Here is a 26,970-nt window from a genome sequence, read left to right as displayed (position 1 = left end):
TTTCAGGTGCTTCGGACCCGCGCTTCGACGCTCACCCAGTAGCGGGTAAACCGCCGGACTTTGACCGGCAGACTGATTTGCAGCAGGTCGAGAATCTGCTCGCTGTCGTCCAGTGGATAAGTCCCGGAGATCAGCAGATCGGCGACTTTCTTGTCGCAATGCAGCTGACCGCGACGGTAGCGGCCCAACTCGTCGAGGAAGTCGCCCAGGCGCATGTGCGCGGCGACCAGCATGCCGTCAGTCCAGGCGCCGCTGTTGGCATCCAGCGGTTTGGCGTCGCTGATGACACTCGCAGTAAAACTCAGCTGGCGCGCGACCGGCAGCAGCACGGGCGCGCGTTGATCGAGAGTCAATTCGACGCGCCCGGCAAACAGGGCGATCTGCGTTCGATCGGCAAACTGACGCACATTGAGGCGCGCGCCTTGAGCGTTCAGAACGCCTTGCGCGGTGCGGATTGCGAACGGTTTGGCAGTACTCAGGAGCATTTCGCCCTCGAGCAGGCGAATAAGGCGTTGCGCGCCATCGATATCCACGGCACTCGCGGTGTTGAGCTGCAACAGATCGTCGCCACCCAGCGACACCTTGCGCCGCTGCCCCAGCGGCGTGCGGTAATCGGCGAGCAGCGACGGCAGCGGCGTGTGCTCGCGCAGGCCCCAGGTCATGGCCGAACCGGCGCCCAGAATCAGCAACAGTTTCAGCGCCTGCCGACGGCTGGCGGACTTCGGCCCGTTCAGCGCCGCATGGGCCAGCGGCGACGCCACACCGCGCAAACGCTGATTGACCCGCTGCATGTGTTCCCAGGCGCGGCGATGTTCGCTGTGGGCGTCCAGCCATTGCTGCCAGGCCTGTTGCTGGCGCGGGCTGAGGGCGCCTTGCTGCATTTCCAGCAGCCAGTGCACGGCCTGCTCGGCCACTTGCGCGGAAAAATCCGGAGTGCGGTTCATAAAGCGAAATAGCAGCGCAGCGCCGCTTTGTGCAGGTGTCGTTTGACCGTGGCCACGGAGATGCCCAGTTCTGCGGCGATCTGTGGATAGGTCAGGCCATCGACCTGCGCCAGCAGAAAGGCGCGTTTGACCGCACGCGGCAGTCCGTCAAGCAACTCGTCCAGCTCCATCAGGGTTTGCAGGATGATCGCTTTGTGTTCTTCCGACGGCGCGACGATCTCCGGCATCTGCGCCAGGGTTTCGAGGTAGGCGCGCTCCAGATCCTGGCGGCGGTAATGGTTGAACAGCACGCGTTTGGCGAGGGTGGTCAGGAACGCGCGCGGCTCGATGATCAGTGGCGGCTCGCGCGCAGTCAGCACTTTGATGAAGGTGTCCTGTGCCAGGTCCGCCGCGCTATCCGGGCAGCCGAGCTTGCGTCGCAACCAGCCGTTGAGCCAGCTGTGATGAGCCTGATAAAGCGATTCGACGGAGTGGGCGGACGACAACGGAATGACTCCGGACGCAAAGCAGGCGTCGAGAACGTGCGTTAGAGAACAAGAACGGTTCGCATTGTAGGGCCGAGTGCATCGTCCGGCAATCAGAAGCTTTTGCGTATGAGAATATTTATCATTAATATCGCTTGCTTGATCCGGCTCGTCTGCCGGACGTTTTTCGTTTCAGGGTCGAAACATGAAAGACAAACTCGCCACATTGCCCATGTCCTATCGCCTGGCCGTCACCTCACGGGTGTTGGCGGCGGTGTTCGGTGGCTATCTCGTTGCCGCGCTGGCCAGCGTGACGCTGACCCTGTGGTTGCCGCTGGGCCGTGCCGACGCGCTGGTGACCGGCATGGCCGTTTCGTTTCTGGTCTATCTGGTCGCCGTACTCTGGTGCATTGCCTGTCGTACGGCGTGGTCGGCGTGGGTCGGCTTGCTGGTGCCAAGCGTGATTCTGGCGACCGTTTCCGGCGTCGTGCGGGGCTTGGGGCTGGCATGAAACAAGGCTTTCATCAGGTCACCGCCTGCCTGCAGACATGGGCGCAGCGCTGAAATGCTGATCGGTCTGCCACCGGAGTCGCGCGACGACGAGCCGCATGGCGCGCGTGCGCATTTTCTCCAGGTATTTCTGTCGCAGCGCTCGCAGATGGAAGCGCTGGTGAACCGTCGTGTCGGTTGTCGCGCGACGGCGGCGGATCTGGTACAGGACCTGTTTTTGCGTTTCTGGCGACGGCCGCTGGTGCAGGTCGAAGAGCTCAGCACCTACCTGTTGCGCTGCGCCGGCAACATTGCCATCGACCACCTGCGCAGTGAAGGCACGCGCACGCGCGCCAACGAGGGCTGGCAACCGGACGAGCCGCACAGCCAAGGCAGCGAGCCGCAAGCCGCGCTCGAAGCCGGCAATGACCTGCGCCATGTCGAAGCGGCGTTGCGCGCCTTGCCCGAGCGCACCCGGCAGATTTTCCTGCTCAACCGCATCCACGGGCGCAAGTACGCGGACATCGCCAAAGCCATGGGCTTGTCCCAAAGTGCCGTGGAAAAACATATGATGCGCGCCCTCGAGGCCTGCAAGGCCAGCCTGCGCAACCCCGCGCCACGTCTGCCAGGGAAAGCACCGTGAACCCCGCCGATAACATCGTTCCGACGCCCGCCCAGGAACAGGCCGCTCTGGCCTGGCTGAGCCTGCTGCATGATCGGCCCAGCGCCGGCGACCAACTGACCTTCAGCCAGTGGCTGCGTGCCGACCCGGCCCACGCTGAGGCGTATGCGCAGGCGCAGGTGCTGTGGGAGCTGAGCGAAGGCCCGGCACAAACCCTGGCCGATGAAGAGGCGTTGGCGTTGCAGGGTTATCTCGAAGCGATGGACCGTCCGCGACGTTCGCCGGTTTTGCGCTGGTCCGCGGCGCTGGCCATGGCGGCGTGTCTGCTGCTGATGGTCAGCCTCGGCACGGGATGGCAAGCGCAGCGCTGGCTCGATGATCTGGGCGCCGATCATGTGTCGGCGCCGGGCGAGATCCGCACGGTGACGCTGGCCGATCAATCGCAAGTGACGCTGGATGCCGACAGCGCGATTGCCGTGGATTTCAGCCACGGCGAGCGGCGTGTACAACTGCGCCGTGGCGCCGGATTTTTCAGCGTCAGCCACACCGGCGAGCCGTTTATCGTCGCGGCGGAGAACGGTGAGGCGCGGGTGCTCGGCACGCAATTCGAAGTGCGTTTGCAGCCTCATGGCGCGCAGGTCACGGTGCTGTCAGGACGGGTGGGTGTAACGGCGAGCCGCGATGGCGAGCAGCAGATTCTCACGGCCGGGCAGCAGGTGGCTTATGGCGAGGGTGCGGCGGAAAAACTTCATGGCGTCGACAGCGAGGCGCAACTGGCTTGGCGTCAGGGTTGGCTGACGTATTACAAATCGACGCTGGCCGAGGTGGTCGAGGATTTGCGCCGCTACTACCCGGGACGGATCGTGTTGCTCAACGATGAATTGGCGGCGCGCAAGGTCAGCGGCAGCTTTCCCAGCAAGGACCCGCAGGCGGTGCTCAATTCGTTGCAGGGGGTGTTGGGGTTTGAGCAGCATCGGGTGTTGGGGCAGCTGATTATTTTGCGCTGAGCCGTCTGACGCCATCGCGAGCAGGCTCACTCCTACAGGGGAAACGCATTCCAGATGTAGGCGTGAGCCTGCTCGCGATGGCGCCGTATCAGTCACCGCAAAAAAAATTTCAGATTATGAGTGAGGTAAACCCCAGCCCCATCCGTGTAGTGACTGAAACTGCGAGTCATTCGCATCCGTTGCGGTTCTACACAGGTCATTGAGTCATGAAGTCCAGGGCAAAATCGGGTTCGGTCAAACAGTGGTTGGGCAGGTCGGCGTTGAGTTTTTCGGCACTGGCGCTGTTGCCGGTCAGCGTTGTATTGGCCGCTGAAACGCTCAGCAGCCAGGCGCAACAGCAGTACAGTTTTTCGCTGGACGCCAAGCCGCTGCCGCAAGCCTTGAGCGACTTCAGCCGCGTGACCGGGCAAAGCGTGGTCTACACCGACGAAGCCCCGTACGGGCTGACGGCACCGGCAGTCAACGGCCAGATGAGCGCCGAACAGGCATTGCAACGCTTGCTCAGCGGCTCCGGCCTGAACTTCCGCCGCACCGACAGCCACACGCTGGCGCTTGAGCCCAAACCCACCGAAGGCGCGCTGAACCTCGGCGCCACTACCATCACTTCGACGCGTGACGACTCGACCAGCTATCAGCCACCGGAAACCAGTTCAGTGATGCGTTCCTCGGCGTCGTTGCAGGAGATTCCGCAGACCGTCAATGTCATCCCGGCCCAGGTGATCCGCGATCAGGCGCCGCGCAATCTTGACGATGCGCTGGCCAATGTCAGCGGCATCACCCAAGGCAATACTTTGGGCAGCACTCAGGACTCGGTGATGACCCGCGGTTTTGGCGACAACCGCAACGGCTCGATCATGCGCGACGGCATGCCGATCGTGCAGGGTCGCGGCATGAACGCCACGGTTGATCGCGTCGAAGTGCTCAAGGGCCCGGCCTCGTTGCTCTACGGCATTCAAGACCCGGGAGGGGTGGTCAACCTGGTCAGCAAGAAACCGGAACTTACGCCCTATAACGCGCTGACTCTGCGTGGCTCGACCTACGGCGAGGGCAAGAACGGCAGCGGCGGCAGCTTCGACAGCACCGGTGCGCTGGGCGATTCCGGGCTGGCCTATCGCATGGTGGTGGATCACGAAGACGAAGATTACTGGCGCAACTTCGGCACTCATCGCGAAACCCTGATTGCACCGTCGCTGGCCTGGTTCGGTGAAGACACTCAGTTGCTTTTCGCTTACGAGCACCGCGAATTTCTCACGCCATTCGACCGCGGCACGCTGATCGACCCGCGCACCAATCACCCGTTGGACATCTCGCGCAAACAGCGTCTCGACGAGCCGTTCAATGATATGGAAGGGCGCTCGGATCTTTATCATTTTGAAGCCGATCATCAACTCAACGACGACTGGAAAGCCCATTTCGGCTACAGCTGGAACCGCGAGACCTACGACGCCAGTCAGGTGCGGGTAACCGCGATCGACACGAAAAAAGGCACGCTGACCCGCAGCATGGACGGCACTCAAAACGCGATCAGCACCGACCGCTTCACCACCGCCAGCCTTGAAGGCAAGGTCAACGTGTTGGGTATGCAGCATGATCTGGTGTTCGGCGTCGATGACGAGTACCGCAAGATCTACCGCGAAGACCTGATCCGGCAGAAAAGCCTGACCACCTTCAGCTACGTCAATCCGGTGTATGGCCGCGAAGTGATGGGCACTACGGTCAGCGCGCCCGACAGCGCACAGACCGATGAGCTGCGCAGCGATTCGCTGTTCGTGCAGGACTCGATCCACCTCACCGATCAATGGATTCTGGTCGCCGGTGGGCGTTTTCAGGAGTACGACCAGTACGCCGGCAAAGGTGTGCCGTTCAAGGCCAACACCGACAGCAACGGCCAGAAATGGGTGCCGCGTGCCGGCCTGGTATATCGCTACACCGACGCCTTGTCGTTCTACGGCAGCTACACCGAATCGTTCAAACCCAACTCGACCATCGCCCCGCTGAGCGGCAGCAGCACTGTGCTCGACGGCAGCATCGCGCCGGAAGAAGCCAAGTCGTGGGAGCTGGGCGCACGTCTGGATTTGCCGGGGCGCATCACGGGCAACGTCGCGGTGTTCGACATCAAGAAACGTAACGTGCTGGTGGCCAATGCCGAAGGCCCGACGACGCGTTACAGTGCTGCCGGCGAAGTACGTTCGCGTGGTCTCGAGGTGGACTTGAGCGGTCAGCTCAGTGACCGCTGGAGCATGATCGGCAGCTACGCCTACACCGATGCCGAAGTCACCGAAGACCCGGAATACAAAGGCAAGCGCCTACAGAACGTAGCGAAGAATTCCGGCTCGTTGTCGGCGGTGTACGACTTCGGCAGCGTGCTGGGCGGCGACCAGTTACGCATCGGCGCGGGCGCGCGTTATGTCGGTGAGCGCGCGGGGAACGCGGTGAATGATTTTGATCTGCCGAGCTACACCGTGGCTGATGCGTTTGCGACTTACGACACGAGGGTTGAAGGGCAGAAGGTCAAGTTTCAGCTGAACGTGAAGAACCTGTTTGACCGCACGTATTACACGTCTTCGGCGAGCCGGTTCTTTGTATCGATGGGGGATGCGCGGCAGGTTTCATTGTCGAGCACTCTGGAGTTTTGAATCAACGTCAAAAGCCCCTCACCCTAGCCCTCTCCCAGAGGGAGAGGGGACTGACCGTGTGTTATTCGAAAGTTACACCGACCTGAAAGTCATACATGGAATCCATAATCGACTCGGTGATTGAGGTCGATGTATGACGCCAGACACCGCGGTCGGCTCCCTCCCTCCGGGAGAGGGCTGGGGTGAGGGAAACAGGCTCAACGCAAAAACACCTGCCGATACTCACCCGGTGTCCCACCCAAAACCTGCTTGAACCGATTAGTGAAATGACTCGCACTGGCAAACCCGCACGCCAGCGCAATCTCACCCAGCGGCAGCATGGTCCCGCGCAACATCTGCCGCGCCCGATCCAGGCGCCGCGCCAGCACATATTGATGCGGTGGCAACCCGAAACTCGCACGGAACATCCGCGCGAAATGGTATTCCGACAGCGCACACAATCCGGCCAGTTGCCCCAGGCTGATCGGCTCTGCCAGTTGGCTGTCGATGTACGCCATCAGCTGTCGGCGTTGATGCGTCGCCAGCCCGCCCTTCAAGCGCAAACCCTGCCGCGCGCCGACCTGACTGAGCAAGGTGTGGCTGATCAATTCATGGGCGATGCTGCTGGTCAGCAAGCGCTCGGCGGGTTCGTCCCAGTTCAGCGCCAGTAATTGGCGAAAACGCTGTGCCTGTTGCGGGTCTTCGAGGAAGGTATGCTCGCGCAACTGCATCTCGCGCGGCTCGCGGTCGAGCAGGGTCACGCAGCCGAGGGCGAATTGTTCGGCGCTGAAATACAGGTGCGCCAGGCGAATGTCGCCGTTGACCACCCAGCCCGACTCATGCTCGGCCGGCAGGATGCACAGCTTGTCCGGTGCACCCTTTTGCTGCGGTTGGCCGCGACGAAACGTGCCGGTGCCACCGGCGATGTAGCAGGACACGGTGTGGTGACCCGGCGCTGAATATTCGCGGGCGTCGTGGTGATTGGTCCATACCGCGGCGGACAAGCCGTCGCCGAGCTCGGCGCTGTGCACCAGGCGGGCGTTCGGCGAGCTGTTGAGCTCTTGAAAGACTTGCAGGGTATCGATTGCGGCCATGGGTGATTTTCTCCGACGCCTTGCATGCTACTCCGTAGACACCCGGCTGCCAGCCCGTCACCCGAGAAAAGCGCAAGAATCTGCAAGCGTGCGCAGCGGCGCCGGACCGACACTCATGGTCTATCGAGGAGAATGCACCATGAACCTGTCGTTGTATTTGTTGACCGTACTGATCTGGGGCACCACGTGGATTGCCTTGAAATGGCAATTGGGCGTTGTGGCGATACCGGTATCGATCGTCTACCGCTTCGGCCTCGCTGCGCTGGTGTTGTTTGCGCTGTTGCTGCTCAGCCGCCGTCTGCAGCCGATGAATCGCCGCGGGCATCTGATTTGTGTGGCGCAGGGGCTGTGCCTGTTTTGCGTCAACTTCATGTGTTTCCTGACTGCCAGCCAGTGGATTCCCAGCGGGCTGGTAGCGGTGGTGTTTTCCACGGCGACGCTGTGGAATGCCCTCAACGCGCGGGTTTTCTTCGGCCAGCGCATCGCACGCAATGTGCTGACGGGCGGCGGGCTCGGTTTGTTCGGCCTGGGCCTGCTGTTCTGGCCGGAACTGGCCGGGCATCAAGCCAGCCCGCAAACCCTGTTGGGCCTGGGGCTGGCGCTGTGTGGAACCTTGTGTTTTTCGGCGGGCAACATGCTCTCGAGCCTGCAACAAAAGGCCGGCCTCAGACCGCTGACTACCAATGCCTGGGGCATGGCCTATGGCGCGGCGATGCTGACGCTGTGGTGCCTGGTCAAAGGCATCCCGTTCGACATGGATTGGAGCTCGCGTTACGTGGGCGCGCTGCTGTATCTGGTGATTCCGGGTTCGGTGATCGGTTTCACGGCCTATCTGACGCTGGTCGGGCGCATGGGCCCCGAGCGGGCGGCGTACTGCACGGTGCTGTTCCCGGTGGTGGCGTTGAACGTCTCGGCGTTTGCCGAAGGTTATCAATGGACAGCACCGGCGCTGATCGGTCTGGTTCTGGTGATGCTGGGCAACGTGCTGGTGTTTCGTAAACCGAAAACAGTGGCAGTCCCTGCGCAGGAACAGTTGGCTTGAATAATCGAGCACTGAACTTCAGTGCTCTAATTTCAATGTGATGTAAATCATCACCGGTAAAATGAAATCGACAATGTGCCGGGCCCAATCCTTGGCATTCCACGATTGCGAAGTGTCCATGTCGAACCATTCGACGCCCACGGTTTGCAGGCAAACGTAATAAATAAAAATCGCCACCAAAATACCCATGATCGAAAACTTTTTCGCTTCGTGGAACACTTCGGCGGGGGAGTTGATATGCCGATACAGCTGATAGGTGCCTACCAGGCAGAGCACGGTATAGGTGACTTCCATCGTGATGATGAACCAGTAGATCCGGTGGTGGACTATAGGCGAGTCAATGGCTCGATACCTGAGATTCTCGCTGGCGGTGGTGGTATCCATACTCAGGATATGAGCCACGTAAGTGTAATTGGATTCGTAGTCGGTAAAGTTGTGAAGTATCACCAATATTCCAAAAAAACTGATGTAAGCCATCAGCATGACTTTGCTGTAACGGATCAGTTTTTCTGTGGTCAGGGTATTCAGGGTATTCAAGGTGTTGGCTCTCCATGGCGTATGTCGTTAGATAGACGGATGTGGAGAGCTTATAGTGCGGCTGTAGAATTTTGGTCAGTGTTAAATTTCAAGTTGTGTAATGGTAAATAACGGACAAGTGGAATGTGCACTTGCCCGTTGTTTTTCAGCCGCGCCAGACTTGCGGGTTGACCAGATCCTGCGGACGTTCGCCGAGCAGTGCGCTGCGCAGGTTGGCCAGTGCGCGATTGGCCATGGCCTCGCGGGTTTCAGTAGTGGCCGAGCCGATATGCGGCAGGGTCACGGCGTTACTCAGCTGGAACAGGGGCGACTCGGCCAGCGGTTCCTTTTCGTAGACGTCCAGCCCGGCGCCACGGATGCGCTGGTTTTGCAGGGCTTCGATCAGTGCCGGTTCATCGACAACCGGGCCGCGCGAAATGTTGACGAGAATTGCGCTCGGTTTCATCAGCGCCAGTTCGCGATGGCTGATGAGGTGGCGGGTCTTGTCGCTGAGCGGCACCACCAGGCAGACGAAGTCGGCTTCGGCGAGCAGTTGCTCCAGGCTGCGAAATTGTGCGCCGAGTTCCTTTTCCAGTTCGGTCTTGCGGCTGTTGCCGCTGTAGATGATCGGCATGTTGAAGCCGAAGCGGCCACGGCGGGCCACGGCGGCGCCGATGTTGCCCATGCCGACGATGCCCAGGGTTTTGCCATGGACGTCGCAACCGAACAGGGGCGCGCCGACGCTGGCTTGCCATTGGCCAGCCTTGGTCCAGGCGTCGAGTTCGGCGACGCGGCGGGCGCTGCTCATGATCAGGGCAAAGGCGAGGTCGGCGGTGCTTTCGGTGAGCACGTCCGGGGTGTTGGTGAGCATGATCCCGCGTTGGTTGAAGTAGTCGAGGTCATAGTTGTCGTAGCCGACAGAGACGCTGGAGACCACTTCGAGTTTTGTCGCGCTTTCGAGTTGTGCCTGGCCGAGTTTGCGGCCGACGCCGATCAGGCCGTGGGCGTGGGGCAGGGCTTCGTTGAATTGCATGTTGATGTCACCGGCCTTTGGGTTGGGGACGATGACGTCGAACTCCTCTTGCAGGCGTTCGATCATGGGCGGGGTGATGCGGCTGAAGGCCAGGACTGTTTTTTTCATTGCTTGGGGCTCGTCGTGCGGCTTGATTGAAAGCACGCTAACATTTTCTGGGTTGGGTTGTCTTGGCGGCCTCTGGGCCGACCATGCTCTGGTTGGTTTGGCGTGTATATCCGTTGCTGCGGGTGTGGCGGCTGGCGGTTTCGCCCTTACGGCGAGTCCCTTTTTCAGACGCCAAAAAGGAACCAAAAGGCTTTGCTCCTGCGTTCGGCCCTCGCAGGCTCGGGTCCCTTCGCTCCGGGATCGATCCGGACGCAGCGGCTACGGTTTGCTTCGCTGCACCTACTTCCGCTGTGTACGACTTCGTCGTACGGTCGCTGCGCTCCCACGCCCGGATCAATCCCTCCACTCAGCCTTCCGATGTCGCTGGTTAGGCAAGATCAAGAGCACGCGAGCTAACGCTCATTGTTGAGTGGTTAGAAGCGTGGCGGCTGGCTCTGGTTTTGTGGTGTGGCTGCCCCTCACCCCAGCCCTCTCCCGAGGGAGAGGGAGCCGATTCGTGGGCCGTTCAGAACTTGAGTACGACTCGGTATCCCAAGTTGGCGTATCTCTCCAAGTCACCACGGTCAGTCCCCTCTCCCTCCGGGAGAGGGCTAGGGTGAGGGGCTTTTCAGTTTTGGCAGGGAGTGGCTGGCTTGGTCAGACTTTACGACCCTTCACCCCTCGATAATCTCAAGGCCTTGGACATCAATATGACCATCATGAACTTGATGCAGCTCCCCTGTATCGAAATCCATGAACGTGAAGTTGAACGATGCCTTGAAAAGGCCTTCGGCAATATTGAACTCCTCTACAACAATAAACCCTGCATTCTTAGCGCTTGTATAGCCTTTTGTATGTGAGCCCGACGTATACGAAAATCTGAATGGGGACGGAAAGTGCGTAGTGCTGAATTCATGCCTGCCGTGCTGAATGTTTGCATCAAACTCGAGGTGGATAGTGAATGAGGTGGTAGTGGTTTTTTGGTAAGTTGCTTGTAGCGCGACTACAGTGTTGTCGGTAACAAAATGGTCGGGTGTTCCTTCGAATTTGTCGGTGACGTAGTCTTTGTTTAGTTTGGCACTCACAGTGCCTTTACCTGATTTCTTGAGTTTGTCGAGTTTCAGATCTTTAGTGGACATGTCTTGCTCCTTCAAGTTAGGTCGGGGTCACAACATCCATTGTTCGACTGAAACGATTAAATGAGTACTGTCAGATATGACAGGTTTTTATAGTATTTGGCTATTAAGATTGCCCGTTTCTGGTTTGTGGCGATTGAACGATACGAACAGTGTGTCCGACCTCACCTCGTATCATTCAATGGGGGAAGAAGTGGATTTTGGTATCAGAATCTGAGTTCAACTCGGTACTTCTGCGTTGGTGTATCTCTGCCAGACACCACGGTCAGTCCCCTCTCCCCCCGGGAGAGGGTTAGGGTGAGGGGCTTTTCGCCGTGAGGCGGAGGAACGGGTTGTTTCGTGTTTATTCAGCACGCGATTCGAGGCCAGTTAAAATCAGTTCGCAACCCGTGCTCCAGCCAGACTTCCGCTCAACTCATACGCCGCCAGTTCCGCCTGATGCGCTGCCAATATTTCCGGCAACGAGCCGCGCAGATATTCGACCCACGTTTTGATCTTCGCATCCAGGTACTGCCGCGACGGGTAGATCGCATACAGGTTCAGCTCTTGCGAGCGGTAGTTCGGCATCACTCGCACCAGCGTGCCGTTGCGCAAGCCTTCGATGGCGGCGTACACCGGCAGTACGCCCACGCCCATGCCGCTGATGATCGCGGTTTTCATGGCGTCGGCGGAGTTCACCAGAAACGGCGAGCTGTTGATCGTGACCATTTCCTGGCCGTCCGGGCCGTCGAAGGCCCATTTTTCCAGGGGGATCACCGGGCTGACCAGGCGCAGGCAGGCGTGGTTGAGCAGGTCGCTGGGTTTTTGCGCGGCGCCGTTGGCTTTTACGTAGGCCGGTGAGGCGCAGACGATGCTGTAGGTGATGCCCAGGCGTTGCGAGACGAAACCCGAGTCCGGCAGTTCGCTGGCGAGCACGATGGACACGTCATAGCCTTCGTCGAGCAGGTCCGGCACGCGGTTGGCCATGGTCAGGTCGAAGGTCACGTCCGGGTGGGTCTTGCGATAGCGGGCGATGGCGTCGATGACGAAGTGTTGGCCGATGCCGGTCATGGTGTGCACTTTCAGCTGCCCGGCGGGGCGGGCGTGGGCGTCGCTGGCTTCGGCCTCGGCTTCCTCGACGTAGGCGAGGATCTGCTCGCAGCGCAGCAGGTAGCGTTTGCCGGCCTCGGTGAGGGCGATGCGTCGCGTGGTGCGGTTGAGCAGGCGGGTTTGCAGGTGGGCTTCGAGGTTGGAAACCGCGCGCGAGACGTTGGCGGTGGTGGTGTCGAGTTGCACTGCCGCGGCGGTGAAGCTGCCGGCTTCGGCGACGCAACTGAAGGCGCGCATGTTTTGCAAAGTGTCCATGGGGTGCTCTCAAGGGAGATGGCAAATTGTGACACGAAGTTTCAGGGGCTGAGACCCCAGACTTAAGGATTATCGCGTTAACCGTAACAAAGATTCACAGAAAACCCAGCTTATCGCCGTAAAGGCGCCCCCCTAGAATTGCGCCGTTGTGGCAGTCGAGGCGCACAGGCCGGTTGTTCAGTCCGAACCCAAGTGCTGCTTTCCCGAGCAGTCTCGCTACCACACAGTCCCGGTTTATCCCCTTTTCAGGAATTCGCAGCTGTGCCGCGTCGCATCAACAGAGCGCTTTTGTCGCTCAGTGTTCTGGCTTTCACCCTGGGTCTTGGCGGCTGCATCTCAACGCAAGGAATTGCCCCGCACAGCGAGGCACTGGCGGCCAATTCGCTGGCCACCGACGAGGCCATCGCCCACGCCGCCCGTGACGCCCATTGGCCCAGCGCGCAATGGTGGCAAGTCTACGGCGACCCGCAACTCAACCACTGGATCGACCTCGCCGTGCAAGGCAGCCCGACGATGGCCATGGCCGCCGCGCGGGTGCGCCAGGCCAAGGCGCTGGCCGGTGTTGCCGAGGCGGCGGAGTCGTTGCAGATCAATGGCGAGTCGACGCTCAAACGGCACAATTGGCCGACGGACCAGTTTTATGGCCCCGGCGAGCTGGCCAACACAACAACCTGGGACAACAACGCCGCGCTCGGTTTCAGCTACGCGCTCGACCTCTGGGGCCGTGAAAGCAATGCCAGTGAGCGCGCGGTGGATCTGGCGCACATGAGCGTCGCCGAGGCGCGGCTGGCGCAATTGGAATTGCAGAGCAACATCGTGCGCGCCTACATCGAGCTGTCGCTGCATTACGCCCAGCGCGACATCGTCGCGGCGACGCTGGCGCAGCAACAGCAGATTGTCGATCTGGCGCAGAAACGCCTGGACGGCGGCATCGGCACGCACTTCGAAGTCAGCCAGGCCGAAACGCCGTTGCCGGAAACCCATCGCCAGCTCGATGCGCTGGACGAAGAGATCGCCCTGAGTCGCAATCAGATTGCCGCGCTCGCCGGCAAAGGACCGGGTGACGGCGCGCAATTGCAGCGCCCAACTCTGTCGCTCGGTGCAGCGTTGAAATTGCCTTCGGCCTTGCCCGCCGAACTGCTCGGCCAGCGTCCCGACGTGGTCGCCAGTCGCTGGCAAGTGGCGGCGCAGGCGCGCGGCATCGATGTCGCTCATGGCGGTTTTTACCCCAACGTCGATCTGGTCGGCAGCCTTGGTTACATGGCCACCGGTGGCGGCGCGCTGGAGTTTCTGACTGGCAAGAAGCTCAACTACAACGTCGGCCCGGCGATTTCGTTGCCGATCTTCGATGGCGGGCGATTGCGAGCCGAGTTGGGCGAAGCCTCGGCCGGTTACGACATTGCCGTGGCGCACTACAACCAGACGCTGATCAACGCGCTGAAAAACATCTCCGACCAGTTGATCCGCCGCGAGTCGATGGACAAGCAGCAGGGCTTCGCCGCCGAGTCGGTGGCCACGGCGCAGAAGACTTACGACATCGCGATGATCGCTTACCAGCGCGGCCTCACCGATTACCTCAACGTGCTCAACGCGCAGACCTTGCTGTTCAAACAGCAGCAGGTGCAACAGCAGGTGCAGGCGGCGCGGTTGAGTGCACATGCCGAACTGGTGACGGCGTTGGGCGGTGGCCTCGGTGCCGGCAGCGATGTGCCAAGTGCCGAGCAGACCCTGGCGCCGAAAACCCCGGCACTGCTGCGTTGAACACACATCCCCTTGCAGGAGTGAGCCTGCTCGCGATAGCGGTGTATCAGCCGACAGACTTGTTGAATGTGAAATCGCTATCGCGAGCAGGCTCACTCCTGCAGGGGCCGCGTTTTGCCTGATTATTTTGAGTACTACCAATGACGCCTTTGCCCGCTCCCATACGCTGGCTCTACGCCTTGGAATGGCGCCGCGGTTTCTTTGACTGGGCGCGCAGCGATGGCGTGACCTGGGTCTACATTTTCAAGGTGTTGATCGCCGCGTTCCTGACCTTGTGGCTGGCGATGCGTCTGGAATTGCCGCAACCGCGCACGGCGATGATCACCGTGTTCATCGTCATGCAGCCGCAGAGCGGTCAGGTGTTCGCCAAGAGTTTTTATCGCTTTCTCGGCACACTGGCCGGGTCGGCAATGATGGTCACGCTGATCGCTTTATTTGCGCAGAACACCGAATTGTTCCTCGGCTCGCTGGCGATCTGGGTCGGCATCTGCTCGGCCGGTGCGGCGCGTTGCCGTAACTTTCGCGCGTACGGTTTCGTGCTGGCCGGTTACACCGCGGCGATGGTCGGTTTGCCAGCGCTGGCGCACCCGGACGGCGCGTTCATGGCGGCAGTGTGGCGTGTGCTGGAGATCTCGCTGGGGATTCTCTGCGCCACCCTGATCAGCGCGGCGATCCTGCCGCAGACTGCCAGCGCCGCCATGCGCAATGCCTTGTATCAGCGCTTCGGGGTGTTTGCCCTGTTCGTCACCGACGGCCTGCGCGGGCGCAGCCAAGCCGAAGCCTTCGAGGCCAGTAACGTGCGCTTCATTGCCGAAGCCGTGGGCCTGGAAGGGCTGCGCAGCGTGACTGTGTTCGAAGACCCGCACATGCGCCGGCGCAATGGTCGGCTGAGCCGTTTGAACAGCGAATTCATGGGCGTCACCACGCGCTTCAACGCCCTGCATCAGTTGCTTGAACGCTTGCGCGGCAATGGCGAGGAACATGTGGTCGCGGCGATCAAACCGGGTCTGCAGGACCTTGCCGAAGTGCTCGACGGTTTCAGCGGCCGTGCCCTGACCAGCCCCGATGCCGCACGTCTGGCGACAGCGCTGGCGATCTACAAGGAAGGTTTGCCGGCGCGGGTGCGCACCCTGCGCGGGCTGTTTCAGGAGACCGCGCCAAGCGAGGCCGAACAACTGGATTTCCACACCGCGTACGAATTGCTTTATCGCTTCGTCGATGACCTGCACGGCTACGCCCAGACCCATGCCTCCCTCGCCGAGCACCGCCACGAACGCGAGCGCTGGGACGAGCCGTTCACGCCGCAGACCAACTGGTGGGCGGCCGCCGCTTCCGGGATTCGTGCGTCGTTCATCCTGCTGTTGCTGGGCAGTTATTGGGTCGCCACCGCGTGGCCAAGCGGCGCGACGATGACCCTGATTGCCGCCGCCACCGTGGGCTTGTCCGCTGCGACGCCGAACCCCAAACGCATGGCGTTCCAGATGGCCTGCGGGACGTTTCTTGGTGCGTTGGTCGGCTTCGTCGAGATGTTTTTCCTGTTCCCGCTGATCGACGGTTTCCCACTGCTGTGCGTGATGCTCGCCCCAGTGATCGTGCTCGGTTCGTTCCTCACCTCGCGGCCCCAATACGCCGGGGTCGGCCTCGGTTTGTTGATCTTTTTCAGCACCGGATCAGTGCCGGACAACCTGACGATCTACAACCCCTACAACTTCATCAACGACTACATCGCCATGGTCATGGGCATGCTTGTCTGCGCGGCGGCGGGGGCGATTATTCTGCCGCCGAACAGTCGCTGGTTGTGGCAACGGCTGGAGCAGGATCTGCGCGAACAAGTGGTCTACGCGATCAGCGGCAAACTCAAAGGCCTGGCCTCGAGTTTCGAAAGCCGCACCCGCGACCTGCTGCATCAGGCCTATGGTCTCGCCGCCGGCCAGCCGAAGGTGCAGCAAAATCTGCTGCGCTGGATGTTCGTAGTGCTGGAAGTCGGTCACGCGATCATCGAACTGCGCAAGGAACAGGCGATTCTGCCGGTGCATCCGGCCTATGCCGAATCGCAGCCGTGGCGTCAGGCAATCCGCGTGATGGGTCGGGCGCTGGTGCGGCTGTTTCTGCAACCCAATTCGAGCAATCTGGAGCGTGCGCTGGTTGCCGTCGATCATGCGATCAGCCGCGTCGCAGCCACCGACGAGCCGTTCGCGCCACACTTCGATACCTCGGCGCTGCGCCGGGTGAAGAGCTATCTGCACTTCATCCGCACCTCGCTGCTCGACCCGCAATCTCCGCTCGCCGAATACGCCATCGCCCGCCCCGAAGGACCTGCCCGTGCCTCGTGAAATCGCTTTCCACGGCGTGTACATGCCGACCATGACACTGATGTTTTTCATTGCTGCGGCGCTGGCCTGGGCGCTCGACCGGTTTCTTTCGGGGTTCGATCTGTACCGCTTTTTCTGGCACCCGGCGCTGCTGCGTCTGAGCCTGTTTACCTGTCTGTTCGGCGCGATGGCGCTGACGGTTTACCGTTGACTCTCGCTAAAAGAAGGCATTGATGAAAAAGTTTTTCAGCCTGCTCGCAACCCTGCTGGTGCTGGCTCTGGCGCTGTGGATCGGCCGCACGTTGTGGCAGCACTACATGAACACGCCGTGGACTCGCGACGGCCGCGTCCGCGCCGACATCATCAATGTCGCCGCCGATGTCACCGGCGAAGTGGTCGAGGTGCCGGTGCGTGACAATCAGTTGGTGAAGAAGGGCGATCTGCTGATGCGCATCGACCCCGAGCATTACCGCATCGCAGTGAAACAGGCGCAGTCGCTGGTCGCTGCGCGCAAGTCGACATGGGAGATGCGCAAGGTCAACGCGCATCGCCGGGCCGACCTCGACAATCTGGTGATCTCCAAAGAGAACCGCGACGACGCCAGCAATATCGCCGACGCAGCACTCGCCGATTATCAACACGCGCAAGCGCAACTGGAGGCTGCCGAACTCAACCTCAAACGCACCGAAGTGCGCGCGGCGGTGGACGGCTACGTGACCAATCTCAATGTGCATCGCGGCGACTACGCGCGCATCGGCGAGGCGAAAATGGCCGTGGTCGACATGAATTCGTTCTGGGTCTACGGCTTCTTCGAGGAGACCAAACTGCCGCATGTGAAAGTCGGCGACAAGGCCGATATGCAGTTGATGAGCGGCGAAGTGCTCAAGGGCCATGTGGAGAGCATTTCACGCGGCATCTACGACCGTGACAACCCGGAAAGTCGCGAGCTGATCGCCGATGTCAACCCGACGTTCAACTGGGTGCGCCTGGCCCAACGGGTGCCGGTGCGGATTCACATTGATGAGGTGCCGGAAGGGGTGTTGCTGGCGGCGGGGATTACTTGCACGGTGGTGGTGAACCAAGCCACCGCGGACCTCTGACAGACCGAGTCATCCCCTTCGCGAGCAGGCTCGCCACAATGGAGATGCGTCACACCGCAGATACCTGTGGGAGCCAGCCTGCTGGCGATGGGGCAACGCGGCCTCAACCTTTACGCGCTGCCCGAAGCGCTTTATCCCATGGCTTTGCTCATGAAGTGAGGCGTAATCGGCGTAATCAATAGTGAATTTGATAACGATACAGTCCGCCGAGATCGCTCCGAGGGTTCAGGTTCACCCCGCAGTAAAGTTGACGGTTCCTGGCGTTGTAATGAAGCGATGGAGCACCGAGCGCTGTGGGTGTTTCATCAAGGAAACCGCTGCCAGTGGGGACGAAGTCGCCCTCCAGATATCCTGTCGTGTTTATACAGCCGATGTAACTTCCTTCCAGATTTCCACCCGCGGCTAAAATATGTCCGTCGAGGAATACCAGATCCTCCCAGTTTACCGGTATACGGCCTTTGTCCCGGTTGGATATCAGCAGGCGACCCGCGTTGAATTCATCATCGAGCCTGCCTGACGTGTCGAAGCCCATCAGCAGTCCGCTTCTGAGAAACTCGTCGTTTTTATCGCTGTAACCGCCAGCGACGAACGTGTTTGCCGTTCTCTGTTTGACTGCGTTGAAAGCTGCATCGACGGGTTCTGGCGAGACCAGCATTACGCCTGGCGTCTGGCGATCTCCAAATTGCAGGTGAGTGGAGCCGTTGGCGTTAAGCATCGCAAGCAGGGCCTTTTTCGTCTCGCCGGGAGCTTGCGCATAACCCGCTATCAAAATCCGACCATCATCGAGAATGCAGCAGTCATTCAGCGAAGTGGCAGTGGAGGTGTCGGCTAGCCGGACTTCGATACGTCCCTTCTTGCCAAAGTCGGCCGCAGGCTGGCCGAATTCATCAAACTTCAGCAAGGTCGCCGTCAGGACCCTCAAGGGACCCACAACGTAATCGACGCCGACGAAAAAGCTGCCATCGCTCTGCGAACACACCCACACCGGGGTGTCGACCGGGTGACGTTGTTCAGAACTGAGATCTACGATCAACTGCCCATCGCTGCCGAAGTCGGCAACCCTTTTACCCGTCTGGTCAAGGCAAAGTATGGCCGGCAGGGGATTCGCGCATGTCGCTGTCCATGTGCTGCCGGCCATGAGCAAGCGCCCATGTTTTTTGTCCTCGGTGATTGGCCCCCCATACGCATTGATGCCAGGCAAAAACGTGCCCGTGACGCGCCCGTCCACACCAAAGGTGTCGTCCACCTCACCCTGTTCGTTCAGCTTCGCTAAGAGAAAGACGGGGCGTGAGAAACTATCAAAAGAGCTGGTTACGATTAGTGAGCCGTCCGCCAGAGGCGTCGAGCCTGTCAAGGGACGGCCTGTCGCCGGGTCATCGCGGAAAATTTGGGCTAGCGTCAGGACGCCGTTGCGACGCGGACCCCAAGTGACATCACGATGAGCGAAGAGATAGGTTTGATAATGGAGAACGTTGCTGCTATCCATAGTAGACCCTGTTTTCTGCAATCGAAAAATGGTGAAGTCGACCAAGCGGTTACTTCCTCGGCCAACGATCTGGTCAGGGCTATCAGCGTATGAATATTTTGCGTGGGGGCACACTGTCAACTCTGACAGGTTCGGCTACCGACTGTCGCTTTTCGCGGATTACAACGGCTTGCCAAGGCCGAAGCGCTTCATCAGCGTCAGCTCCAGCAACCCCTTCGGCAACATCGCCGCCAACAAAGGCAACGCCCGGCTGCCATTGCCTATGCGGATCAACCGCGGCGGTTTGCTCTGCTGCACGGCGTTCAACAACACCGCAGCAAACTCTGCGGCCGGGGTCGGTTTGTCCTGCGAGGCCCTGGCCCGCGCGCGAATGCCTTCACGCAACGGAAACCACGGCGATTGCTCGTTGATCAACTGCTCGGCTTCATGCCCGGCATTTTTCGCGAAACTCGACTCAATCGCGCCGGGCTGAACTTCCATTACACGGATACCGAACGGCGCCAGTTCCATGCGCAAGGCATCGCTTAATGCATGTACCGCCGCTTTCGACGCGCAATAGGCACCGGCAAATGGCGTGACCAGTACACCGGACACACTGCCGATATTCACCACCAATCCTTTGGCCCGGCGCAGCACCGGAAACAGTGCGCGAGTGACGCCGACAATCGAAAACACATTGGTCTCGAACTGCCGCTGCATGGCCGCCACGCCGCCGTCGAGCAGCGGACCCATCGCGCCGTAACCGGCGTTGTTGATCAGCACGTCGAGACCGCCATGCTCGCGGCTGATGCGCTCGCCAAGTTGTTCCAGCGCAGCGTTGTCATTGACATCGAGTTGCACGGCGGTGAAGCCAGCGCTGGCTAAAGTCGCCACGTCTTCGGCCCGGCGCGCAGTGGCCCAGACCTGGTAACCCGCCGCTTTGAAGGCGTCGGCGAGGGCGCGGCCGATGCCGCTGGAGCAACCGGTAATCAACGCAACGGGCATAGCGCATTCCTTGTGCAGAAAGTTAAGAAACAGGTCAGTCGGAGAAACTACCCTGCAATCGCTCGGCGCGAAATTCCAGGGTTTGTGGCCGATAGCCGGGGCGTAGCGGTGGCAGTGGCAAGCAGTCTTCCCAGGTTGCGCCGGGCTGCAGTTCGCCAGGACCGCGATAGCGTGGGGCAGTGTACTGATTGTCGGCCAGGTTGACCGTATCGCCGGGCGCGTACGCGGCGATGCGCCAACGCAGTTCGGTAAGCGGCACATCGTTGCCATTGTTCATTTTCAATTGCAGCGGACGGTCGGCCGGGCACTGCTCGGGAGCGTAAGCCATGCGCAGTTCCAGGCGCGCCAGTTGCTTGATCTCGCGGTTGTCCAGCCACACCACCCACATCGCCACGAAGCCCAGACCGATGGCAGCGGCCACCGACACCGGCAAGGCCTTGGCCGGATAGCGCAGCAGCAGAATCAGCCAGGTGATGACCAGCAGGATGCCGATGAACATGCTTGAGCGCTCCAGGGGGGGAATGAGCCCATCCTACCGAAGGCTTCGCGCGATGGGTATTCGGGACCCGGTCAAGCGCACCGTTGGTCGGGACTGTAATTTCTGACAGTAGGCATCCAGGGCCGCGCTTGGTCCCATGCGCGAAGGCACACAGCGGCGTTGACGCACTATGGGCATCCACAGCAAAACACCATCGCTTGCCGTGAACGATCCGCGCGGGTTGGCCATACTCACGGTCAATTACTGGCGGGCCGATGCGGGAATGGCCAGTGAGCTGCGAATCGAGCGGACGTTGCGCGACGTTGCCGGGCGTGCGGTCAAACAATGGGATGCTCGACTCTGGGCGCTGCAAGCGACTGACCCGCAGGCGCCTGCCAGTCTCACCTCAGTCCACGCTCTGAACGATAGTGCGCTGCGCTCGGACAGCACCGATGCGGGGGTCCAGGTCCAGTTGCCGGGTCTGGCTGGCGAGACGCTGTTCAACTGGGACAGCCGCGGCACACGCCGCGAAATTGAATACGACGATCTGCTGCGCCCGGTCGCGGTGTTCGAAGAGGGCACCGGCGTGCCTCGGCGGTGTGCAGAACGTTTGGCCTACGGCCGCCCCGGTGCGGGTGATGCGCAGTGCAATCAGTTCGGTCAGTTGATCCGCCATGACGATCCGGGAGGCAGTGTTCTGTTCACGCAGTTTGCGATCACCGGGCAGTGCAGTGAAAACACCCGTCACTTCACGCTTGAGCCGGTCGCGGCGGATTGGCCCGAGGCCATCGTCGATCGACAGAAGTTGCTCGAGCGCGAGGGGGCAACCACACAATGGCGTCATGCGCCGCTGCAATCTGTGCTGGAACAACTCGATGCTCGTGGTCACCGGCAGGTGTTCGCGCTGACGCTGGACGGGCGGTTACGCGGGGTGGATGTACGTCTGGACCTTCAGGCCCAAAGCCATTCGGTGGTCAGCGATATTCGTTACAACGCGCAGGGGCAAGTCATTCAGGAGACGGCGGGCAACGGCGTACTGACAGCGCTGAGCTATCGACCCGAAGACGGCCGCCTGCTCACGCGCCACGTTCAGGACAAGCTGGGCAATGTGCTGCAGCATCTGCTCTATGCCTACGACCCGATGGGTAACGTAACGAGTATCGAAGACCAGGCATTGCCCGAGCGCTGGTTCGCCAACCAGCGCATCGAGCCGATCAGCCGTTATCACTACGACAGTCTTTATCAGCTGTCCCGCGCCTCTGGCTGGGAGGCAGGCGCCGCCGGAGGCGGGCCGACAGCCCTGGCCAATTACACGCAGGACTATCGTTACGATGCCGGCGGCAATCTGCTGAAGCTGATTCACGTTGGCGAACAGAATCCCTGTCATGATCTGCAGGCCGCGCGCTACAGCAATCGTTGCCTGCCCTGGCGAAATGGTGTGCCGCCCGATGAGGCAGCGATCGGCGCAGCTTTCGATGCACGGGGCAATCTGCTGTTGCTGGATCAGGGACGCCAGTTGCAATGGAACCTGCGTAATCAGCTGGATTCGGTAGTGCTCGTATCACGCAGATCAGACGCCGATGATCGTGAATGCTATCTCTACGATGGCGCCGGTCAACGTGTACGCAAAACGGGGGTATCGCTGACAAATTCACGCAGCCTGCTCGCGGAAGTCCGTTATTTGCCAGCGCTGGAGTTGCGTACGAACACTGGCACGGGCGAGAGCCTGCAAGTCATCACCGTGCAGACCGGCCTCAACAGTGTCCGCGTTCTGCACTGGCAAAGCCCGCCACCGACGGGCAGCAACGATCTCTACCGATACGGTTTCAGCGATCATCTGGGTTCGACCAGTATTGAGCTGGACGCTGAGGCGAACCTGATCAGTCGCGAACATTTCTATCCGTCCGGTGCGACTGCATGGGTTGATGAACCCGAGGTCAGTTATAAAACCGTGCGTTATTCAGGCAAGGAGCGCGATGCGACGGGGCTTTACTACTACGGATATCGTTATTACGTGCCTTGGTTGCAACGCTGGTTGAATCCTGATCCTGCAGGGATTGTGGATGGCCTGAATGTGTTCCGGATGCTAAGGAACTCCCCGATTAACCGTCATGACGAAAATGGGACGAGTAGTTATGACGTTTTGAATGAACAGGAATCCTTTGCAAAAAAAAAGAATATTAAAATTATTTCCAAGGGACTTGATTCATTCCCGGCAACACAAAGGGAGGCAACGAGCGAAGCATTAGAGTTAGGACTTGAATGGGTAACAAATGCGGAGAAAGCGTTGTCGCAGCCTTCGTTAAGCTCCTCCACGCAGAAAATTTTAACAATGATGTTTGATGAGCATGACTTTTCGTCTGCGGGGGAAAAAGACAGTTTTACTTCCCTGCTGCTGGCAGATATGCAGGAGATCAAGTCTTTCATGACGATGTTGCTGGACAAGCGCAACCAGCAAGTAGTTCTTGTCGATCAGCTTCCGGGTGCGGATGCATTGGCGTTCAATACGGCCAATGACGGGAATTTCATATGGGTGAGCCAAAGTTATATCGAGCGTAGCCACGGGGTTTCTCAGGCACGAACAATGGTTCATGAGGCCGCCCATGCCATGCGTAGAAATAACGCACTGAACTTTGTAAACGACTTTATGTATCTGAATTTTGGAGAGGAAGGGCGGGCCGCATCGAAGGAAGAAATTAATGACTACGTTCTGCTTGGACGTTTGTCCTCCCGCGAGAGCATGGGCAGCGCGCCTGATGAGAGCACCTTTAAGGCCCGTACACTTGCTCATTACAAGAATGCAGTGAATACAGTCTTGGAAAAATTGGGTAAAAGTCCGGCAACGTCGCCGCGAAAACGTGCAGATGCCTACATCGGACAAGTAAAGGTCCGGCAAAACGTTGCTCGACGCAACGCAGATTCGCTGTCTGTATTCGCCATGCAGTTCCGACGTTGAGTTGTTGACTGAGCACGGAGCAGAAAAAACCCCGCCCAACCCTCTGCGGATAGGGGACGCAGTAGGCTGGACGGGGCTTCTTGTTTCAGCGAGCGATCACTGCGCGATGGTTTTGACCGACACGCCGCGTTCGATCGGGGTGGAGCGACCGTAGATATCTTCGAAGCGTTCGATGTCGTCCTCACCCAGGTACGAACCCGACTGAACTTCGATGATCTCCAGCGGGATCTTGCCCGGATTGCGCAGACGGTGCACCGAGGCGATCGGGATGTAGGTCGACTGGTTTTCGGTGAGCAGGAACACGTTTTCGTCGCAGGTCACTTCGGCAGTGCCGCTGACCACGATCCAGTGTTCGGCGCGGTGGTGGTGCATCTGCAGCGACAGGCACGCGCCCGGCTTCACCGAGATGTGCTTGACCTGGAAGCGCCCGCCCATGTCCACCGAGTCGTACGAGCCCCACGGACGATAGACTTCGCAGTGGTTCTGGGTTTCGCTGCGGCCCTGCTCGTTGAGCGTGTTGACCATCTGCTTGACGCCCTGAACCTTGTCCTTGTGGGCAATCATCATGGCGTCTTTGGTTTCGACCACGACGATGTTTTCCAGACCGATCACCGAGACCAGTTTGCCGTTGCCATGGATCATGCAGTTCTTGCTGTCCTGAATGACCACGTCGCCTTTGCTGACGTTGCCGTTGGCGTCTTTCTCGTTGACTTCCCACAGCGACGACCAGCAACCGACATCGCTCCAGCCAGCGGTCAGCGGCACGACGCAGGCGCGCTGGGTTTTTTCCATCACCGAGTAGTCGATGGAGTTGTCCGGGCAGCAGGCGAAGGTGGCTTCGTCGAGGGTCACGGTGTCGGCGTCCTGCTGGCTGCGCTCAAGGGTCAGCAGGCAGGTGTCGTAGATGTCCGGATCGTGCTTTTTCAGTTCTTCGAGGAAGCGGCTGGCGCGGAACAGGAACATGCCGCTGTTCCAGTAGTAACCGCCGGACTCGACGTATTCGGTGGCGCGCTTGACGTCAGGTTTTTCGACGAAGTGCGAGACACGGCTGACGCCTTCCGGCAGCAGCGAATCGCCAGTGGACTTGATGTAGCCGTAACCGGTTTCCGGTTTGGTCGCCGGCACGCCGAACAGCACCATTTCGCCATTTTCAGCGGCAACGGTGGCCAGGGCGAGCGCGCGTTGCAGGGCTTTCTGGTCTTCCAGAACGTGGTCGGCCGGCAGCACCAGCATCAACTCGTCACGGCCTTCATTGACCAGCATCATCGCGGTCAGCGCCACGGCCGGTGCGGTGTTGCGGCCGAACGGTTCCATCAGGATGCGCTGGCATTCCAGATTGCGATTGGCCAGCTGCTCGTTGACGATGAAGCGGTGATCCTTGTTGCAGACCACGATGGGGGTGTCCATGCCTTCGAACACCAGGCGCTCCAGGGTTTGCTGGAACAGTGTGTGTTCGCCGGTCAGGGCCAGGAACTGTTTAGGGAACTGCTTACGCGAAAGGGGCCACAGACGCGAACCGCTACCACCTGACAAGATCACCGGAATCATAATGTTTACTCCATAAAATGCAGTTGAGAGCTGCAAGCTGCAAGTGGTGAGTTAGAAGCACTTCACTTGCAGCTTGAAGCCAGTAGCTGATAGCTCGAGCGATTAGCGAGTCGACACTGGGCGTTTCACCCAGACTGGCGACAGGTTGCTGCCGTTACCGGTGACGTACAGCACTGCTGCTTCACCGCGCTCCAGAGCGACGGGTTTGACGTCGCCGACTTTCTTGTCTCCTTCGTACAGCGCCAGGCTGACTTTCACCGGGTTGATTTCACGTTCGCCACGGCCCTTGGCAGCCACGTTCGGCACCACTTCGGTTTTGCCGTCAGCGGTCTTCAGGGTCAGCGGCTTGTCGCTGAGGTTCTGCACGCGAACCAGCGATTTCTGCTTGTTCTTGAACGGCGGCTCTTCGATCAGTTGCGGCGCGCCGGAAGCGTTGTTGACCAGGGTGTAGTAGTGGTCACCGGCCAGTTTCACCGGCAGGGTCTGGCTGCCGACCTTGGCGCTGTAGTCGCCGCCCGGCATGAAGCTGAAATCGCTGCTGGCCAGTGGCGCGATGTCGCTCAGGTTAGTGCTGCCGACGGTGGCGCTGACTTCAGCGTTGCTGGCGTTGTAGACGCGCACGAAGGTCGAGCCTTTCGGTGCGGTCGGGCCATACAGCGCGGCGTCGCCACCGGCGAAGGCAGGTACGGAAAGCACGCTGAGGCCAGCGACCAGAGCGAAGCTTTTAGCGAGACGACGAGGAGTAGTAGTGAAAGTCATGGTGTACCTCTCTTTCAGTTTTGCGCCCGATCGGGCGTCTCGGATTTAGTGTTGATGGCTACGTTTTGTTGGCGGGCGCCGGCTTGTTTGAGCTCTGCGACCCACTGTGGGTCGGCGTCGCCGATTTCGTTGTTCACAGGCAGATATCGTTCAGGAAACTCCCAGATCAGCACCTGTGGCGGGCTGTTCTTGAAGTCATCGCTTTTCAGGTAGCTGAGCATCGGCAGGATCGGGCCATGGCCGTCTTCGGCGTAATTGACCACGTCGCTGTGCAGCGCTTGCTTCAGCGCACCGACGAAGTTCCAGTTCGGGTTGGCGCTGTAGCTGGTGCCGATCAGTGCGACCGGTACTTCGCTGTTGGCGAACAGGGCGTCGTCACCGGCAGGCTGCTCGGCGGCCACGGTGTTGCGCTTCTGCAGTGGCTCCGGCGCCGGCATCATGTTTTCGAACAGCGGATCGAGCGGCAGGAACAGACGCAGATCGCCCTTGTGCGTGACCTTCTCGGCCGGCGTGGTGACGAAGCGCTGCGGCTCACCGCTGAGCGGGAATTTCTCGGCAATGGTTTTGGCCAGGGTGTTGGCGGCGATCTCGGCGCCTTCCGGTGTCCAGTGGGTGTCGGTGCGCAGGAACACTTGCTGACCATTCTGCTTGGCCTGTTGCAACGGGCCGAGCAGGTCAGGGGCGAGGATCTTGTCGCCGGCAACGCGAGCGTGGAAATCCTGATATAGGTTTTCGTGGATGCTCGAAGGTTTCACCTCATCCAGATGTTCCGGATACAGGCGCGCCTTGGCAGGGACGATCGCCATCACCAGTTTCACGCCTTTGTCTTTCAGGGTCTGGCGCACGCCTTCAACCAGCGCGTAGTTGCCTTGCAGGTTCAGCTCTTCGTTGACGATCGGGTTGAATTCCTCGTCGCTATACAGCCACTGATCGCGACCGAGCACCACGCCCGGACGACCTTCGTTGAACAGTTTGAAATCCAGCGCGGCCCAGAGGTTGGTGCCCAGACGCTTGATCGGGAACTCATCGTCGTAGTGTGTTTCCACCGCTTTGGCCCAGCGGCCGTTGAGCACCGTCGCATCGGCGTTGGTGCTGAAGCCGAAGAAGCTGCGAACCGACCACAGACCGAGGACCAACAGCGTCACCAGGAACAGGGCGATGTAGAAGATGCGTAATGAGCGGGTCATGTCAGA

23 protein-coding genes are annotated in these 26,970 nt (G+C 60.0%); 10 read left to right on the top strand and 13 right to left on the bottom strand.

Annotated elements, in window-relative coordinates; genetic code table 11:
* Positions 1–2 precede the first annotated feature (2 nt).
* Positions 3–944 (bottom strand): DUF4880 domain-containing protein, encoded by a 942-nt coding sequence (locus BLU24_RS23920; RefSeq protein WP_093104607.1) that lies wholly within the window; start codon positions 942–944, stop codon positions 3–5.
* Positions 941–1,429 (bottom strand): sigma-70 family RNA polymerase sigma factor, encoded by a 489-nt coding sequence (locus BLU24_RS23915; RefSeq protein WP_093104605.1) that lies wholly within the window; start codon positions 1,427–1,429, stop codon positions 941–943. Before BLU24_RS23915 ends, BLU24_RS23920 begins: the two co-directional genes overlap by 4 nt.
* A gap of 184 nt (positions 1,430–1,613) precedes the next feature.
* On the opposite strand from BLU24_RS23915, the gene BLU24_RS23910 reads away from it, so the two are divergent.
* From BLU24_RS23910 to BLU24_RS23895, 4 genes are all read left to right on the top strand, one after another.
* A complete protein-coding gene (locus tag BLU24_RS23910; RefSeq protein ID WP_093104602.1) occupies positions 1,614–1,919 on the top strand; it encodes a DUF3649 domain-containing protein in 306 nt (101 codons plus the stop codon).
* Positions 1,920–1,973: 54 nt separating this feature from the next.
* Entirely contained in the window at positions 1,974–2,540 is a 567-nt protein-coding gene (locus tag BLU24_RS23905) for an RNA polymerase sigma factor (protein ID WP_093104599.1), read from the top strand.
* Positions 2,537–3,526 (top strand): FecR family protein, encoded by a 990-nt coding sequence (locus BLU24_RS23900; protein ID WP_093104597.1) that lies wholly within the window; start codon positions 2,537–2,539, stop codon positions 3,524–3,526. The genes BLU24_RS23905 and BLU24_RS23900 overlap by 4 nt, the downstream gene beginning before the upstream one ends.
* Positions 3,527–3,732: 206 nt before the next feature.
* Complete coding sequence (locus BLU24_RS23895) at positions 3,733–6,162, top strand: TonB-dependent siderophore receptor (protein WP_093104595.1); 2,430 nt, start codon at positions 3,733–3,735, stop codon at positions 6,160–6,162.
* A 197-nt stretch (positions 6,163–6,359) separates the two neighbouring features.
* Here BLU24_RS23895 and BLU24_RS23890 read toward each other — a convergent pair whose 3' ends face one another.
* A complete protein-coding gene (locus BLU24_RS23890) occupies positions 6,360–7,235 on the bottom strand; it encodes a helix-turn-helix domain-containing protein (protein ID WP_093104593.1) in 876 nt (291 codons plus the stop codon).
* A gap of 139 nt (positions 7,236–7,374) precedes the next feature.
* On the opposite strand from BLU24_RS23890, the gene BLU24_RS23885 reads away from it, so the two are divergent.
* Positions 7,375–8,277, top strand: a complete 903-nt coding sequence (locus BLU24_RS23885; protein ID WP_093104590.1) for a DMT family transporter — start codon at positions 7,375–7,377, stop codon at positions 8,275–8,277.
* Positions 8,278–8,295: 18 nt separating this feature from the next.
* Here the strand turns inward: BLU24_RS23885 and BLU24_RS23880 are convergent, their stop codons facing one another.
* The 4 genes from BLU24_RS23880 to BLU24_RS23865 all read right to left on the bottom strand — a co-directional run bounded on the left by BLU24_RS23880 (position 8,296) and on the right by BLU24_RS23865 (position 12,393).
* Entirely contained in the window at positions 8,296–8,805 is a 510-nt protein-coding gene (locus BLU24_RS23880) for a DUF2165 family protein (RefSeq protein ID WP_093106930.1), read from the bottom strand.
* A gap of 154 nt (positions 8,806–8,959) precedes the next feature.
* Positions 8,960–9,934: a 2-hydroxyacid dehydrogenase gene (locus tag BLU24_RS23875; RefSeq protein ID WP_093104589.1), complete on the bottom strand. Its 975-nt coding sequence runs from the start codon at positions 9,932–9,934 to the stop codon at positions 8,960–8,962.
* Between the two features lie 653 nt (positions 9,935–10,587).
* On the bottom strand, positions 10,588–11,052 hold the full coding sequence (locus BLU24_RS23870) for a hypothetical protein (RefSeq protein WP_093104588.1): 465 nt from the start codon (positions 11,050–11,052) through the stop codon (positions 10,588–10,590).
* Positions 11,053–11,424: 372 nt separating this feature from the next.
* Positions 11,425–12,393, bottom strand: a complete 969-nt coding sequence (locus BLU24_RS23865) for a LysR family transcriptional regulator (protein ID WP_090281850.1) — start codon at positions 12,391–12,393, stop codon at positions 11,425–11,427.
* A gap of 261 nt (positions 12,394–12,654) precedes the next feature.
* Here BLU24_RS23865 and BLU24_RS23860 point away from each other — a divergent pair, with 261 nt between their 5' ends.
* From BLU24_RS23860 to BLU24_RS23845, 4 genes are all read left to right on the top strand, one after another.
* Positions 12,655–14,154, top strand: a complete 1,500-nt coding sequence (locus BLU24_RS23860) for an efflux transporter outer membrane subunit (protein ID WP_093104586.1) — start codon at positions 12,655–12,657, stop codon at positions 14,152–14,154.
* Positions 14,155–14,294: 140 nt separating this feature from the next.
* Positions 14,295–16,487 carry an FUSC family protein gene (locus BLU24_RS23855; RefSeq protein WP_093104584.1) on the top strand — a complete coding sequence of 731 codons (2,193 nt, stop codon included), beginning with the start codon at positions 14,295–14,297 and terminating at the stop codon, positions 16,485–16,487.
* Positions 16,477–16,677 (top strand): DUF1656 domain-containing protein, encoded by a 201-nt coding sequence (locus tag BLU24_RS23850; protein WP_015096751.1) that lies wholly within the window; start codon positions 16,477–16,479, stop codon positions 16,675–16,677. Before BLU24_RS23855 ends, BLU24_RS23850 begins: the two co-directional genes overlap by 11 nt.
* 22 nt (positions 16,678–16,699) lie before the next feature.
* On the top strand, positions 16,700–17,566 hold the full coding sequence (locus tag BLU24_RS23845) for an efflux RND transporter periplasmic adaptor subunit (RefSeq protein ID WP_090281853.1): 867 nt from the start codon (positions 16,700–16,702) through the stop codon (positions 17,564–17,566).
* A gap of 175 nt (positions 17,567–17,741) precedes the next feature.
* Here BLU24_RS23845 and BLU24_RS23840 read toward each other — a convergent pair whose 3' ends face one another.
* The 3 genes from BLU24_RS23840 to BLU24_RS23830 all read right to left on the bottom strand — a co-directional run bounded on the left by BLU24_RS23840 (position 17,742) and on the right by BLU24_RS23830 (position 20,535).
* Entirely contained in the window at positions 17,742–19,097 is a 1,356-nt protein-coding gene (locus BLU24_RS23840; RefSeq protein WP_093104581.1) for a hypothetical protein, read from the bottom strand.
* 114 nt (positions 19,098–19,211) lie between these two features.
* Positions 19,212–20,036, bottom strand: a complete 825-nt coding sequence (locus tag BLU24_RS23835; RefSeq protein ID WP_093104577.1) for an SDR family oxidoreductase — start codon at positions 20,034–20,036, stop codon at positions 19,212–19,214.
* Between the two features lie 34 nt (positions 20,037–20,070).
* Complete coding sequence (locus tag BLU24_RS23830; protein ID WP_090281855.1) at positions 20,071–20,535, bottom strand: multidrug transporter; 465 nt, start codon at positions 20,533–20,535, stop codon at positions 20,071–20,073.
* 169 nt (positions 20,536–20,704) lie between these two features.
* On the opposite strand from BLU24_RS23830, the gene BLU24_RS23825 reads away from it, so the two are divergent.
* On the top strand, positions 20,705–23,470 hold the full coding sequence (locus BLU24_RS23825; RefSeq protein WP_172833295.1) for an RHS repeat domain-containing protein: 2,766 nt from the start codon (positions 20,705–20,707) through the stop codon (positions 23,468–23,470).
* A gap of 96 nt (positions 23,471–23,566) precedes the next feature.
* Here BLU24_RS23825 and BLU24_RS23820 read toward each other — a convergent pair whose 3' ends face one another.
* The 3 genes from BLU24_RS23820 to BLU24_RS23810 form a co-directional block, all read right to left on the bottom strand.
* Positions 23,567–25,018: a mannose-1-phosphate guanylyltransferase/mannose-6-phosphate isomerase gene (locus BLU24_RS23820; protein WP_090281856.1), complete on the bottom strand. Its 1,452-nt coding sequence runs from the start codon at positions 25,016–25,018 to the stop codon at positions 23,567–23,569.
* Positions 25,019–25,120: 102 nt separating this feature from the next.
* Positions 25,121–25,777, bottom strand: a complete 657-nt coding sequence (locus BLU24_RS23815; RefSeq protein WP_016771605.1) for an alginate O-acetyltransferase AlgF — start codon at positions 25,775–25,777, stop codon at positions 25,121–25,123.
* Between the two features lie 14 nt (positions 25,778–25,791).
* On the bottom strand, positions 25,792–26,964 hold the full coding sequence (locus BLU24_RS23810; protein WP_093104575.1) for an alginate O-acetyltransferase: 1,173 nt from the start codon (positions 26,962–26,964) through the stop codon (positions 25,792–25,794).
* Between the last annotated feature and the right edge of the window lie 6 nt (positions 26,965–26,970).

The sequence above is a fragment of the Pseudomonas sp. Z003-0.4C(8344-21) genome, assembly GCF_900104975.1.
Lineage (GTDB): Bacteria > Pseudomonadota > Gammaproteobacteria > Pseudomonadales > Pseudomonadaceae > Aquipseudomonas > Aquipseudomonas granadensis.
Note: the sequence above shows the minus strand (reverse complement) of the source record. Positions and strands in the feature narration are given on the sequence as shown.